This window comes from Mucilaginibacter ginsenosidivorax, assembly GCF_007971525.1.
In the GTDB taxonomy this organism is placed as follows: Bacteria; Bacteroidota; Bacteroidia; order Sphingobacteriales; family Sphingobacteriaceae; genus Mucilaginibacter; species Mucilaginibacter ginsenosidivorax.
The window spans coordinates 6,380,083-6,392,944 of sequence record NZ_CP042437.1 but is presented as its reverse complement, the minus strand read 5'-3'; the positions used below and the strand labels follow the sequence as shown (position 1 = coordinate 6,392,944).

General features: G+C 38.8%; 18 protein-coding genes. 6 read left to right on the top strand and 12 right to left on the bottom strand.

The window, feature by feature from the left end; all coding sequences use genetic code 11:
* Positions 1–194 precede the first annotated feature (194 nt).
* From FSB76_RS26595 to FSB76_RS26580, 4 genes are read right to left on the bottom strand one after another with little or no spacing between them, the layout of a single operon-like run.
* Positions 195–653 carry a hypothetical protein gene (locus FSB76_RS26595; protein ID WP_147058849.1) on the bottom strand — a complete coding sequence of 153 codons (459 nt, stop codon included), beginning with the start codon at positions 651–653 and terminating at the stop codon, positions 195–197.
* Positions 654–706: 53 nt separating this feature from the next.
* Positions 707–1,813, bottom strand: coding sequence for a hypothetical protein (locus FSB76_RS26590; protein ID WP_147058847.1), 1,107 nt, complete (start codon positions 1,811–1,813; stop codon positions 707–709).
* 3 nt (positions 1,814–1,816) lie between these two features.
* The gene (locus tag FSB76_RS26585) at positions 1,817–2,056 is read right to left on the bottom strand and encodes a hypothetical protein (RefSeq protein WP_147058846.1); all 240 of its coding nucleotides are present in this window, start codon (positions 2,054–2,056) and stop codon (positions 1,817–1,819) included.
* A 44-nt stretch (positions 2,057–2,100) separates the two neighbouring features.
* Positions 2,101–3,930 carry a type IV secretory system conjugative DNA transfer family protein gene (locus FSB76_RS26580; protein WP_225976322.1) on the bottom strand — a complete coding sequence of 610 codons (1,830 nt, stop codon included), beginning with the start codon at positions 3,928–3,930 and terminating at the stop codon, positions 2,101–2,103.
* A 295-nt stretch (positions 3,931–4,225) separates the two neighbouring features.
* On the opposite strand from FSB76_RS26580, the gene FSB76_RS26575 reads away from it, so the two are divergent.
* From FSB76_RS26575 to FSB76_RS26565, 3 genes are read left to right on the top strand one after another with little or no spacing between them, the layout of a single operon-like run.
* Positions 4,226–4,609, top strand: a complete 384-nt coding sequence (locus FSB76_RS26575; RefSeq protein WP_147058841.1) for a plasmid mobilization protein — start codon at positions 4,226–4,228, stop codon at positions 4,607–4,609.
* Complete coding sequence (locus tag FSB76_RS26570) at positions 4,606–5,829, top strand: relaxase/mobilization nuclease domain-containing protein (protein ID WP_147058839.1); 1,224 nt, start codon at positions 4,606–4,608, stop codon at positions 5,827–5,829. Before FSB76_RS26575 ends, FSB76_RS26570 begins: the two co-directional genes overlap by 4 nt.
* Complete coding sequence (locus FSB76_RS26565) at positions 5,762–6,172, top strand: hypothetical protein (RefSeq protein WP_147058837.1); 411 nt, start codon at positions 5,762–5,764, stop codon at positions 6,170–6,172. The genes FSB76_RS26570 and FSB76_RS26565 overlap by 68 nt, the downstream gene beginning before the upstream one ends.
* Positions 6,173–6,259: 87 nt before the next feature.
* Here the strand turns inward: FSB76_RS26565 and FSB76_RS26560 are convergent, their stop codons facing one another.
* The 8 genes from FSB76_RS26560 to FSB76_RS26525 form a co-directional block, all read right to left on the bottom strand.
* On the bottom strand, positions 6,260–6,526 hold the full coding sequence (locus FSB76_RS26560; protein WP_147058835.1) for a hypothetical protein: 267 nt from the start codon (positions 6,524–6,526) through the stop codon (positions 6,260–6,262).
* Positions 6,527–6,605: 79 nt separating this feature from the next.
* Positions 6,606–6,830, bottom strand: coding sequence for a hypothetical protein (locus FSB76_RS26555; RefSeq protein ID WP_147058833.1), 225 nt, complete (start codon positions 6,828–6,830; stop codon positions 6,606–6,608).
* Positions 6,831–7,053: 223 nt separating this feature from the next.
* Positions 7,054–7,581: a hypothetical protein gene (locus FSB76_RS26550; protein ID WP_147058831.1), complete on the bottom strand. Its 528-nt coding sequence runs from the start codon at positions 7,579–7,581 to the stop codon at positions 7,054–7,056.
* 31 nt (positions 7,582–7,612) lie between these two features.
* Entirely contained in the window at positions 7,613–8,761 is a 1,149-nt protein-coding gene (locus tag FSB76_RS26545) for a hypothetical protein (RefSeq protein WP_147058829.1), read from the bottom strand.
* Between the two features lie 20 nt (positions 8,762–8,781).
* Positions 8,782–9,207, bottom strand: a complete 426-nt coding sequence (locus FSB76_RS26540) for a hypothetical protein (RefSeq protein WP_147058827.1) — start codon at positions 9,205–9,207, stop codon at positions 8,782–8,784.
* Complete coding sequence (locus FSB76_RS26535) at positions 9,204–9,608, bottom strand: hypothetical protein (RefSeq protein ID WP_147058825.1); 405 nt, start codon at positions 9,606–9,608, stop codon at positions 9,204–9,206. Before FSB76_RS26535 ends, FSB76_RS26540 begins: the two co-directional genes overlap by 4 nt.
* 43 nt (positions 9,609–9,651) lie before the next feature.
* Positions 9,652–10,194: an SHOCT domain-containing protein gene (locus tag FSB76_RS32565; protein ID WP_147058823.1), complete on the bottom strand. Its 543-nt coding sequence runs from the start codon at positions 10,192–10,194 to the stop codon at positions 9,652–9,654.
* A gap of 310 nt (positions 10,195–10,504) precedes the next feature.
* Positions 10,505–10,696, bottom strand: a complete 192-nt coding sequence (locus FSB76_RS26525) for a hypothetical protein (protein ID WP_147058821.1) — start codon at positions 10,694–10,696, stop codon at positions 10,505–10,507.
* 182 nt (positions 10,697–10,878) lie between these two features.
* On the opposite strand from FSB76_RS26525, the gene FSB76_RS26520 reads away from it, so the two are divergent.
* The 3 genes from FSB76_RS26520 to FSB76_RS26510 all read left to right on the top strand — a co-directional run bounded on the left by FSB76_RS26520 (position 10,879) and on the right by FSB76_RS26510 (position 12,842).
* On the top strand, positions 10,879–11,199 hold the full coding sequence (locus tag FSB76_RS26520) for a hypothetical protein (protein ID WP_147058819.1): 321 nt from the start codon (positions 10,879–10,881) through the stop codon (positions 11,197–11,199).
* 105 nt (positions 11,200–11,304) lie between these two features.
* Positions 11,305–12,450, top strand: a complete 1,146-nt coding sequence (locus FSB76_RS26515) for a hypothetical protein (protein ID WP_147058817.1) — start codon at positions 11,305–11,307, stop codon at positions 12,448–12,450.
* A gap of 11 nt (positions 12,451–12,461) precedes the next feature.
* Positions 12,462–12,842, top strand: coding sequence for a hypothetical protein (locus FSB76_RS26510; RefSeq protein ID WP_147058815.1), 381 nt, complete (start codon positions 12,462–12,464; stop codon positions 12,840–12,842).
* The last annotated feature ends 20 nt before the right edge of the window (positions 12,843–12,862 follow it).

Genomic DNA, 12,862 nt, shown 5'->3' with positions numbered 1-12,862 from the left:
TAATGGAGTAAGAAATCCTTTGTTTTTGTTCGTTCAACTGTGGTTCATCATGGATATAAACAGCGGCTAAAGACATTTTAGCTAATCTCAATATAACCAAAACATGATTTTTTGGAAGAGCAGTTTATGTAAGTTATCGAACATGGAACGGCATGTTATTATAGATTATGCAATAATAGAGCAGTTTGGTTATTCTATTTCAACAGTAAGGTAATCCAAAGATCGCTGCTTAAATCATGATAATAGAGATCGTAATAATTTTTGCTAACACTGGTGTCTGTGATGTTATGATTTAAATTAAGCACAGTAAGCATAAGTAACGCTTTTGCTTTTTGATAATCGCCTTGGCTATTGATAACTATTTCGTTTAACTGCGATGGCGTTAATTGTACAATTTTCTTTGAATATTTTGCAACATAATCATCAACGCTATCACTGTTATCTGACAAATTGAAATAAGTACTAAAAACTTTCAAATCTATTTTGATTGGCTCTAGTTGACCACTAAAACAGTTTGTTGAATGAATGCATACAAGAAAAAGCACCACTGTTGCTACAGCGGGAAATCGATGACAAATACGCATGTATTTTCCAAGATTGATAAACATTGTTGCCCCTGTTTTTATACTGCCATTTTGTAAAACATCAATCAAATATAAACCAATCTAAGATTTTGAAAAGAGATTCTGGACGACTAACTTTATAGTTATCTCCAAAGTTTGATTTGGTCATTAAGAAGTTTTAACGCGTAAGGAATGTACTCAAATTCACTTATGCTATAACGCCAAAGGTCGTCTTGTTCATAAAAATTTTTAATCCCGGGATTTAGAGTTTCGTAAAGAAAATCCTTGATTTCCAGAAGTTCAATTTTTGATGCAGGCAATATTTCTAGTACATTACCTCCATAATTTTCGAGCCTAACAAAATAGCTCTCCAAGTCTCGACGAGCAACATTATCCAACTTTGGATCAACCAAAATTATATATGTAAGTTCAGCAATTAACCTTTCTGCTACCAAGCGGGCGCTTGGAATGAATTTCAGATATCCAAAAATATACATATGGCCGACGTCTGCTGCATAAATTGAGAGTAGAAGCATTAAACAACGACAGAGATTGAATTTATTTCGCAAAGTGCTAATGTTTTTAATCACACTACTTTTTCTGTTAAAAAGAAATTCGACCGTTTCTCTGCAATTGTCTAATTTTATTTTCCTTACATCGTATTTGTTCAACTGTATTAATATATTCCTATTCTCAGAAGCAACAATACATCTTTTAAAAGTTTCATGAGGAATACTACAGAGGACATCTGTAAGACATTCTATAATACTTATCTTGTCCAAATTAATTTCGGGATATCGGCGGCTCAATAAATCTTTAAATTCATCAGAGTTGTAGCTATTCACAAGATAAACAATAAATGCTCCTGATGACGATTTCGTTTTTTTTCCACTTAAAATATGCGCTACTGTATCTAAGTTGTCGATGAGTTGAGCTTTGTTATTACTTATAACAAAATGTACAATACTGCTCTTCTCATAAATCTTCGCTAATTTTTCTAATTCAAAAATATCTACAACGTTGCTAAAAAAGACCTTATCAAAAATTTTATAATGAAATCCAAGCTCTGGCGCTAATTCATAGTAACGCTGCCTCTTGAGGTTAGACCAATACAACACTTTTGCATCGTCGCTAAAAGTCGTATCGTCATTTATTAAAAAGATTTCTAAGTTAATCGTGTGGTAGAAATGCCGGATGATGGAAACAAGACCTGTTGCATCGCAACCCAAATGCAATACGGTGTCTTTCATTATCTAAGGTTTGTGTTCATCCTTTTGAAAAGTGTCTATTTGAAACTTACAACTATCACAGTTGATTATATGCTCTTCTACCTTCGATACGTCAGCTATAGTTAACGCCTCTTTATTTAATACATAGTCGTGCAATAATTGAATGGAAAGATGATTTACCTTTGCATCAATCGCAGATATTTTATGGGCCTCTAAAGGGCTCATTTCTGACATTCCTGTTTCAATAGTTATTGTCTTTATCATGCTTGATGTACTGTAAGATGTAAAGTTAAAAAATTATTCCTCGATTAGATATAAGGGTTTCTATCTGCTTTACCTTTCAAATCAACCAACAAATAATAGGGCAATTTGTCAACATAAGTCGGCGGCAGATCGCTAATAAACATGAATATCTTTTTACCGGATTCCCGCCTCAATTCATCAGGAGTAACTAAACGCCGGGCGTTAGCTTTTGGGTCAGCATCTTTGGAAACGATCAAATTCGACGTTTCCCCAATAGCTTTACTAATATATTCCGCCGAAAAATTATCATTTATTGTAAAATACTGCCGCACAGTACAGTTCGCAATAAACGTTTCCCAGTTATTTTTATAAAGATTATGTAGCTGTATCAAGGATTGCAAGATCGGCCACACGGTAACGTTATATCCGGCATAAGTACTTAACGCCGTTTCGATTTCAGGCAAATAGCCCAGGGCGGCAAATTCATCTAATAGAAAAGTAACCCGTTTATCCGGTTTCCTGATGACTGCCCGCATCATACTGGTAACAACCAGACGCAACCATCTATAATGACTTTTAAGCTTATCAGCCGGAATAATGACGTAGACGGTTGTTTTACCATCTACCAGTATTTTAGGATCAAACCCGGTTTTTAAGGATTGTTGTAAAGCCGGCGATTTCAGGAAATCCGTTGCCTGTAATACCGATGATATTATCCCGCCAAACGTATCCTCACCGGCGGATTGTAATTTTAATATTTCCAACCCAGCATTTTTAATGGTGCCTTTGTGCAAAGCATGGTCATTAACGGCCATATCCTGAATGATTTTGTCCCAATCATCCGCCTGATATCTCACCCATTCCCACAATGTGGTTAATGTATGTAGTTCTTTGGGTTGCGAAGTAACAATATGCAACAGCAATCCTGAAACAATGGTACGCGCGGAGTCCGTCCAAAAGCTGTTTTTTTCATCATGACTAACAGGGACAATCATTTCAGCGATCACTTGAATATCATCTACCAAATGCAGGGATTCAATCGCCAGCATATCGAGCGGATTGTAACTTTGTGCCGTCCCAACATTGGCAGCAAGTAAATCCCAGGGATTTAGGATAATAACATTTTGGCCGATTTCCCGCTGATACCGTGCTGTTATGGCTGCGTTTTCCCCTTTTGGGTCAATAACGATCCAACTGGTTTCAAGGCCGCCAGCGCCTAACAAATTAGGAATGATAAGATTAGTTCCTTTGCCGCCCCTTGTTCCCGCTACAGTCAGGATATGGCCTTTATAATGAAATTTATGACCTTGTCCGATGTAAAAACCGCTTTGGTTTTGTAATGTGGTCAATTCATGTTCACGGGCAAAGCGGGCCGATCCAAATTTTTTACTCTCAATCATGGTGCTACTGATGCGAGATTGCCAAAACATGAACACACTAAGAACAAAAATTGAGGTAACGGAATTTACGATGATATAAATCGTTATGAGTTTAGGTGTGAAACCACTATTTGAAGCTAAAAAACTCAGACACACGATAAATAACAGAACAACAAGCCATGCGATGACACCGCCAGTAATCATCGCAACTCTGATAATCGGATTGTTCAGGTATAAGACTGGCGCTAAATCTTTGTCTTTGAAAAATCGATTATAGGCGCGGACATAACCAATTAACGCTCCTCCTAATGAAATCGCCGTAAGTGATATGCCCACCATTAACATGGTGAATCTGTTTTTGGTTTCGGGGCCTATTTCAACAGCAATAAGCTTTTTAAAATCTTCACGGGAGATTAAAAAACTTTGACTGAATGATGAAGATTGTACAGGGAGGCTAAACTTATTAGGAAGTTCGTTTGATAAGTTGGTTTTAGGGTTAGGTTCTTTTTCATTCATAAGGTTGCAGGTTTGATTTTCTGAAAGTCGGAAAATCATTTATTATTAGCAACAGTAATTCATATTTATTTTTTCAGGTTCACTAATCTTGTTTGTTATTTACAAACCCAGATTTCCATGAAAACAGCCTGATATCCAGTATATTATTCGTAAGTTGCAAGATGTGGTTTGTAGCTACAAAAACCGTTGGTTTTTTCCGTACAAACCATCTTGCAAGGGGGGACGTTTCACTCCCCCGCTTGACCCCCCTCGGGAAAATTGAGGGAAAATTTAAACACGAATAATTTTAGGTAACATGCCACGACCTGTAAAAACGGATGACGACAAGCGCAAGCTTGTCATACGCTTGCGCGTATCGTCATCAGAAAAATCCCTTATTTGGCAACTTGCCAAAAGCGCCGGAAAAACGCCGAGTGATTTTTTGCGTGGCTTGGCAATCGGTGCCAAGCCGGCACGGAGCGTGCCGACCCTTGATCGTGAAATCTTGCTCAAAATTTTATCGGAGTTAGGCAAGCAAGGCAGCAATCTGAACCAGATTGCCCGTGAACTGAACCGCCGCCAAGACCATGACGAACATGACCGCGACGGCTGGACGGGTATTGATAAAAAACAATTCAATCATGTGCTGGAGCATACCGATGAATTGCGCGCCCTTATCATGGAGGCTTTGGCCGTATGATTTTACGGGCCAATATCCGCAGTGACGGGGCGCAGCTTGCGCAATACCTGGTCACGTTGAAAGATAATGACGCAATCGAAATTCTGGAAGTCGATGGCCGGGAAGATGCAGACAAACTGTTTTTGCAGCAAGTTATTATGGAGATGCAACTCAATAGTGAGTTGACCAAAACTAACAAGGCTTTTTTTAATGTGCAGATCAACCCCGCTTACGGGGAAGATCAAACCATGACCCGTGAAGACTGGTACAAGGCGGCTGATATTTTAGCTGCCGATACAGGATTTGAAAATCAGCGCCGTGTTATTGTCCTGCATACAAAGAAAGGCCGCACCCATGCCCATGTCGTATGGGAACGTTATAATTTTGAAACAGGCAAGGTAATCCCAGCCAAGCACTTTATCCTGAAAGTGGATAAAGCCCGCCCCAAGATAGAAGAAGCTTTAGGGCATAAGCGCACTAATTACCGCAATCCACAACGTAAAGAACTGAAAGAAGCCGTTACGCAACTTTGGAATGATACCACCACAGGGCCGGAATTTATCAAATCCGCGCGTAAAGCAGGATATATGGTTGCGGCAGGCACAGGCAACAGGCCGTTTATGATTGTTGATGAAAATGGCCGGGCGTTTGACCTTGTGCGGCAGATTGATGGCGTTCGTACCAAAGAGGTACGGGCCAGACTTCGCCATGAGATGCTTGTTACCGATAAAGAAGCCATCGACCTGATGCGCCAAGAACAAGGCACATCATCCGGTAAACGTGAACAGGAGAAAGCCGAACTTAAACCAGTGGTGCAAGATCTTGCAGCCAGCTTTGCCGAAAGCCGCGACGATGCAACGAAAGAAAGAAAGCCCGACAAAGACAAGCGCAAAAACGATGACATCTTTGATGACTTCAAGGATAGTGGCAAGGATAAAACCGAGCCGCCACCGCCGCCGGAAAAAACCGACCAGCAGCGCAAGCAGGAGATTGCAGAACAGTTCCTTGATAATAAGCAAAGCGGAATTGATGAAAAATCTACCCAACAGGAACTTGAACGGCAAAAAATTATCGCCGAACAGGAACGCCAGCGGCAGCGCAACCGTGAAAGGAAACGCACCCGCCACTTTAGCGGGCAAATTCCTATCTTAGAGCAGATAAAAGAATTTTTCCATGACATTGCCGGAATTATACGAGCAGCAACAGCGCGAAATAGAACAATTCAAAACAATCCGCGATAAGGCTTGGGCTGATCTACGAAAAGAACAGGAAGAAATTATTGGGGCTTTTGGCTCAGAAGATAACTTGCCAGAAGATATCCGCAAGCGAATGGATAACCAAATGAACAGTTATCTAAATACTTGGTCAATGGAAGGTGGCGAGCATTACGAAGCTATTATGAAACGGCATGATGAACAGCGGGAGTTAATGGGTGTTAAGTCTGTACCCGGTAAATTACAGCCCAAGCCAGAAACAAAAAACGATAGCGATCAATTGACCGAACGGCAAATTGAATTACAAAAAATTATCCGGCAACAACAAGCTATCCGCGCAAGGCAACAAGAACAGAAAAGAAAGCGATAACGTCAAGATTAAACAAAACAAAAGGTTCAAAGCTTTTCATTAAATCCCTTTTTACCAATGTCGCGGGGATTAATATAACCTATATTACTACGAACTGTATTGCTCAATTTCTACATTCTGATCACCATATTTAAATATCAGTTTACCGCTATCAATTATTTCCTGTTCTACGTCTAATTCTTTTGTTAATGCAAGAAAATCGTTTTCATTAAGATACCATTTTAAATGAAAACTCGGGCTAAGGAAATAGCCGCCGAACTGATAAGGGTTTATAGGTTTGGAGTCACCTTCGGCTTTATCTTCTTGGTTCCAGTAATCGAGAAATTCATATAAATCTTTCTTTGTTATCATCATATCAATTTTAATGTTATTAACACGAATATATCCAATAAATTGATTACTATTTGCACAACTGCAAATCAGCTTATCCGCTTTATTTTGTGGAATGGGGTTTTGTATAAAAGTGTTTCCTATCCCCCGTTAATGTCTCAACAGCGGTATCAATGTCACCAATAAGTTTTTCTGCAAGCTTATAAACATTGCTGCCGATTGGCGCTTTAGTACAAACCAAAATACATTTTCCGCGCCAAACCCCTAATTCCTTTAATAGGCCTTCTTTATCGTAGTCACTGAAAGTTCGTTTTGTCGCAGCCGCCATCTAATTTTTGTAGTCAGCCAAAATAGAAAACTCCTTACAATTACTAAATTTATTAGCAATATAAATTTCAACAATCTGTTAAAAATCGAAGCCCCCTAACACTCGCTGCTTGGGGGCTTCACCTAAACCTTATCACAATGTAAGTGTTGGTCACTTACAAGATTTTCGAATATAGGATTAAGTTCATTCATTGCAACCATATGAATAAAATAATCGCAATTATTTATCCGAGGTGTTCTTGCCTTATTTGAACTGCCCAAATAATAAAAAGTGCAATGATTACGATTGAAACCAAAAACACACCGAACATTATAAAGGAATATGAATTGCGATAATTTTCGTTTCTGTCATTAAGATGATCCCAAAATATAATTCGACAGTATTGTACAATGCATGCGATAAAACAGATAATGGCCGATACAAAAACAAAAGTTTCACCACTATCAAGTTTACTAAATGGGCTACTCCCAATCCAGTCAATCAACCAACTGACAGCTAAAAATAACACTACAAAAACACCTATGGCGCCATATACAATTAATTTACTACGGGTATCAATTTCCACGTAATGGTAATTCGCATTAGTATTTGCAGATTGATTAATATTTTTTGTTGTTGTGTTTGGATAGTACGTTTTATAAACATTCAACTTTTGCCGTTGCTCGTGATCAAGGACTATATCGAAGTCAGATGCTCCACCACCGTATTTTTGTTTATTGATCTGCCTGTTCAAATATTCTTCCGATGCCATGATTATAATTTTTAGTTGTTTTTCATTTTTTTTAGTTGCTCCAAAGTGGGCGTAACACCCCATTATAGAGATTAGCTTTTGCCGTTTGCTGCTTATAAAATTCTATCGTCGGTTCTGCCTTGATAGTGCCACGGTTATAATACAGCCGTAACGTTCCATTATTATAGTTATCAGCCGTTAAAAACAGCCTGTATTGATTATAACCGCATACTTTCGGATCAAGTCCTGATATTCGTAGAAATGCTTTATTGACGGTATCAGATGGATAAGCAAACTGATCTACATCGCCACTTTTGATATTGGGTAAACTGATGTGATAAGTTGCATCAGCATCTTTGATGATTGTTCCTTTATCAATATTTACCCATTCCAGTTTGACATTGGTGCCGATATGGTTGGCATAGCCGTTATCATCCGGCATAAATTCAGCCCTAAAATAATTACCGGTAAAATCCATGCCCAGGATACGATCCTGCCCAATGTTATAGGTAGATATCCCGTAGGCGATATTATCATCCCTTGTCAGATAAGGGTGTTCAGATAATGGTTTTGCCATTTCCACCAGTTTGACACCGATTTTACCGCTATAGAGTTTTTTGATAAAATCCGCACCATAATCATCATTGGTTTTGCCAGCCGCCTTGTTCATCTTCACATAGGTATAATTCTGGTAATACCCGGCATTGCCGACCTCATTGGCAAACACTTCATCACAAAACACCACATTCAACTGATTATAGCCCGTTTTGCTTTTATCAAATCCTTTGATCTTAAAGACGGTGCCACTGCCAGCCGTATCAATCACGCTGCCGTTATCAATCGGCACATGGACGCACCCCACTCTTAATTCAGGATAAGAAGCTCTTGTTGCGGCATACAGGGAGGTTACACCCATTTCAACGGTGTTGGTCGTGCCAGAGGTCAGTACAACGCGGTTACCGCCGCCGTACAGGTCGGCTACGATTATTTTATTATTGTCATCAAGAGACACCCGCGCACGGCTGATGCCGATTGTTTTTACTACATAGCCGTTGTAGGACGTTTCATTGCCTTTATTAACTGGTGCGTTTGGATCAACCACTGGCCCGACTATCGGTGGGGCCGGATTATTACCCTTACCGCCACAGCTATATAACAGGCTGGCGATTGCTAGTCCTATTATCATTATAAGTTTTTTCATGTTCATTGGCTTTAGGTGGATTATTTAAGTTCAACGGCTTTACAGGTTTCGCCGCAATTGACGGTCACAGTTCCGGTGTAGGTCTTCCCTGTACAGGATAAAGTGTATGTATAGCTGTAACCCTGTTCAACCGACACAACCACTGTTCCCGCATTGTTGGTGCCGCAAGCCGGGGCGACATCATAAAAGCGGTCAATCTTGCCACTGAAATTAGGGTAATAGTCGCTACCTGTCTTTTGATTAACGATCTTGTTAAACGTGATTGGACCGCAATGCGAATCCGTCATAAGATAAAACATGACGACCGCTTGCGGCTCTTGGTTGATACCACCGCCCTGTACGGTGCAGCCTGATTTTTGTTTATCTTTTTTGCAGGAGATAATCAGTACCGTTATCCCGATCAACACGGTAAGTGCCATGCTGATAAATAATAGATTGCGTTTCATTGGGCTTTAGATTTTAGGTAAGCGGCTACATTGTCGGCATTCATGCGCTCAAATTCCATCGGAAATAAATCGCCCACGTTACGCGGATCAGTCAAAAGCAGATGGTCTTTGTCCTTTAGGTATTTAACGTTACAGGTCGTACCGCCAATAAACCCACTAATCGTTTTATATTCTTTGTTATAGATGAGTTTAACAGTATCGTTTGGTTCAAATTGAAATTGAACAAATGAAAATCGGTCATTGTCCATTTTGTCAATCTTCACATTCCAGATACGGTTGCCTCTTTGCAGCCGGGCATTAGGAAGATTGCTCCAATAGCCGGTAATTTTATCATTACTGCCGGAGCAGCTTGTTATTAAAAGCGCGATTGCGCCAATAAACAGGTACAGGATATTTTTCATGATTAAGATATTAAAATGGGGGGACTGGTTTTTGGATGGGCTGTTATAAATTCAGGAGTTTCTTTTTCATGGCATCATATTCCGCTTTGGATATAGCGCCCTGATCTAACAGCTTTTTGTACTTAGCCAGTTCATCGGCTGGCGATAGCGTTGCGGGTGCAACGGCGGCGACTTCACCTTTTTTCTTGCAATCAGCAATCTCGCAACTGGCAATTGCATCGTCAATATACATGTCGCAATTACTGATCGAGCCTAAACCAACGGTAAAAATCACCCGGTCAAGCTTGTGGTATTTTTCCGTTCTAATCTTTTTAATAATCGCGCCGGAACCTGCAAAGCTTCTGTCCAGGTTGTATTGCGACGAACCTTGGCTTGGTTCGGAGAACACCACTTTTGCCCAGCCGCCTTTTTGAACATACATGAAGTTGCCTTGCGGGTCGGTGCCATGACCCATTTTGATGGTATCGCCTATGTGATAGGTGATACCGTTGGACGCCAAATACTCGGTTTGTTTTTGCTTTGGCTGTGCAAAGCCATTGCCGATCATCCCAATCAGCAGCAGGAGCAGTAAAAAAACTTGTTTCATAAAAAAGGAGCTAAATGTCTTAGCCCCTATCAGACAGGTTTTTAAAAATTACGTGGGGCCTCACCAGCTACCACGCTCGTCGAAAAGCGTACACACGAATGATATAACCCCACGCATAGCGTACAGCACAATCATCACTCGTGTGTTTTTGCTTTGAAATTTTCGACGATTCGGTAGCTAAAACGAGTGCGTAATTACAAGAAATGTATTCTCAAATTTACGGACTAATTCTTCGCAATCAAATATTACAACGAATTTTAATTAACATTTAGCAAGGGGAAACATCTTATGCCCCCCTTGCCTTAGGTAGCTAACCTTTTTTGATCCTGTCGGATAGGAAGCTATCGCTGGTGTTGCTGCCGTATTTGTTATGGCGGCCGCCGTTATCAACGATTATCCCTTGTCCCGGACGTACGGTAACGGTGCTATCCCCATTTTTAAATTTGTAGGGATCGTTCGTTTCCTTATAGCCACCATCTTTGATCACTTTGTTTGTGCTCATGGTATTAAGGTTTCTGATATTGCTTACTCTTTTACAGCGTTTTCGGCTAATTCGCTACCTGATGTTTAAGTGTTTCGGTGTGATCACTATCTTAATATTTAGATGTTGACAAAGCACTAATTATGTATTATGTATATATCCCTTTAAAGACGATATTGAATTAACAGGTAGCAGGTGGCCGAGTGACTAATTTTTTTGATGATTTCAATTACTACGGCGGATACGATGGTGAAGAAAAAGAACATCTGAATAAAGCCAACGCCAAGCGTCTCATTAAAGAACACGGAGAGGAATGGACCAAAGGCTATTTGGCGGCACTTGAAACGGCTGCAATTAAGATTGCAGATATTTTGTATCCTGAAAAGGTTGCCGGTATTCCGCAAACGCCGCACATGGTGCGTAATAATATTAAGAAATATTGGTCTGAAAATAAATCCGTGATGCTGTATTTGATGTCTCATATTGAATCGTCATTAGATGATAAAAATAAACCTCAACCTTAATTGTGATACAAATTGAGGAGTTTTAAACTATATCGATCTTTTTAGTAAAAACTATTTTTTCTAAAAAATTAGATATCTTCTCCTGAAAATTCTGATTTTAACGATATGATACGAATAGATCCATTTCTCCACGAAGAAATGCTTAGAAGATTCGAGCAAAGAGTATGGGACGATGAAATAACACCGGAGCAAAAGGCGTCGGTAAACAACAACGTTAGGCGTGTATGGGAAATAATTAAGGTAGGTAATAAAGGAACAAATTTTTTTGACAGGTTATTTAAAGATGACTATACCGGAACTGCAAGAAATCATTTTATTAGAAAAATCGCCGCCTATCCAAGCGGAAACATTCCAATAAAGGAAGAATTTTTAGAGACCATTTTAAATTATATAGGAATCACTTTACCAGAGGGAACCAGATTAAGAGAGTCCTATATTGATGAAAAAAAGGCAAGATTGTTATACAGGGTATTTGAAGAGCAATTGATGAACGAAAGCGAAATGCTTTCTAATGCAATTCTAAATACTCCACCTACAAATGTGGTTGCAGAGCCTAACAGAAAACTATCCTTATCAGAAAACCAAGACGACAATGTTATCAGTGTCATCCCGAATATCGACAATGAGAAATTTGATAACCAAAAAATAAAAACAAAATTAGTTCATCTTATAACTCAATATTTCACTGCTTTATCCAGTAAAAATTACAATAAAGCATTTGAATATTGGAGTGAAGAAAGCCGTAGTGCTGAATATCATTGGAGTGGTGATCTTTTAAAATACATCAGAGAACATTATTCAATAAAAATGATAGAGCTTGAAGATTGTTCAGACTCGTTTTCTGCCGAAAACAAAACTTTCTGTTTCAAAATTCAATATAAAACAGTGCTTAATTCTTTTTCTTCAGATGAATTGGATGATATTAATCATGAATGGACATCTCTTCGAGAATTGTCAAAATCTGTTAAAAAGATGAATACCGTTTTAGAGCGGGCCAATAGAAATGATTTAAACTTGTTGGTGTTACCTATACAAAATTTTTTAGGTTATGAGATTGTTGAAAAAGTTCAATCTATGGCTTTCAATAATCAAGAGAAGGTAAGGGCCATATTTCCTAATAAGAAGATAATCTGTTATTCAAATTACGCAAAAATATTTTTCACTCAAATATCACAAAATGAATACCTTATCAGTGCTTGGTCTGTTTTGGCAAAATGGCCAATCCCTACACCTTATGAATTTAAGGAATAATCTGCTTATAAATGGTAAATGACTTAATCGTAGGTGTTACTATTATTGCTATTACAATTGTCGCAAAGAAAAATGTAAAGGGTGAGTTATGGCTCTTAGAGGATTTCTTTTTTGGAATTGAACTAACTTTGGTTTCTTTTCCAAGAGTAATAATTGCCTTAATAAATGCAGGTACAAGATTTAGCATTGTGAAACTTCTCCCTTGGTATTCTGATATAGTGGAATATTTGGGTTATTTAGCTTTTTTAGCTATGGTGTTTTACACTCAAATGCTAATATTTGATGACATCAAGGATGTTAGAATATCACAAAAAAGCAAACGCTTCATAATTTGGACTGGGAATATCGTATCAATTGTTTTGTATATTGTTTTTGCTTTAGTTATAAATTAGTTCATGCTGATAAATAAATT

What these genes read in the sequence shown, in the direction of transcription:
- FSB76_RS26590 (WP_147058847.1), bottom strand. Translation starts at nt 1,813, where the DNA reads ATGAAAGACACCGTATTGCATTTGGGTTGCGATGCAACAGGTCTTGTT.
- FSB76_RS26585 (WP_147058846.1), bottom strand. Translation starts at nt 2,056, where the DNA reads ATGATAAAGACAATAACTATTGAAACAGGAATGTCAGAAATGAGCCCT.
- FSB76_RS26580 (WP_225976322.1), bottom strand. Translation starts at nt 3,930, where the DNA reads ATGAATGAAAAAGAACCTAACCCTAAAACCAACTTATCAAACGAACTT.
- FSB76_RS26575 (WP_147058841.1), top strand. Translation starts at nt 4,226, where the DNA reads ATGCCACGACCTGTAAAAACGGATGACGACAAGCGCAAGCTTGTCATA.
- FSB76_RS26570 (WP_147058839.1), top strand. Translation starts at nt 4,606, where the DNA reads ATGATTTTACGGGCCAATATCCGCAGTGACGGGGCGCAGCTTGCGCAA.
- FSB76_RS26565 (WP_147058837.1), top strand. Translation starts at nt 5,762, where the DNA reads ATGACATTGCCGGAATTATACGAGCAGCAACAGCGCGAAATAGAACAA.
- FSB76_RS26560 (WP_147058835.1), bottom strand. Translation starts at nt 6,526, where the DNA reads ATGATGATAACAAAGAAAGATTTATATGAATTTCTCGATTACTGGAAC.
- FSB76_RS26555 (WP_147058833.1), bottom strand. Translation starts at nt 6,830, where the DNA reads ATGGCGGCTGCGACAAAACGAACTTTCAGTGACTACGATAAAGAAGGC.
- FSB76_RS26550 (WP_147058831.1), bottom strand. Translation starts at nt 7,581, where the DNA reads ATGGCATCGGAAGAATATTTGAACAGGCAGATCAATAAACAAAAATAC.
- FSB76_RS26545 (WP_147058829.1), bottom strand. Translation starts at nt 8,761, where the DNA reads ATGAAAAAACTTATAATGATAATAGGACTAGCAATCGCCAGCCTGTTA.
- FSB76_RS26540 (WP_147058827.1), bottom strand. Translation starts at nt 9,207, where the DNA reads ATGAAACGCAATCTATTATTTATCAGCATGGCACTTACCGTGTTGATC.
- FSB76_RS26535 (WP_147058825.1), bottom strand. Translation starts at nt 9,608, where the DNA reads ATGAAAAATATCCTGTACCTGTTTATTGGCGCAATCGCGCTTTTAATA.
- FSB76_RS32565 (WP_147058823.1), bottom strand. Translation starts at nt 10,194, where the DNA reads ATGAAACAAGTTTTTTTACTGCTCCTGCTGCTGATTGGGATGATCGGC.
- FSB76_RS26525 (WP_147058821.1), bottom strand. Translation starts at nt 10,696, where the DNA reads ATGAGCACAAACAAAGTGATCAAAGATGGTGGCTATAAGGAAACGAAC.
- FSB76_RS26515 (WP_147058817.1), top strand. Translation starts at nt 11,305, where the DNA reads ATGATACGAATAGATCCATTTCTCCACGAAGAAATGCTTAGAAGATTC.
- FSB76_RS26510 (WP_147058815.1), top strand. Translation starts at nt 12,462, where the DNA reads ATGGTAAATGACTTAATCGTAGGTGTTACTATTATTGCTATTACAATT.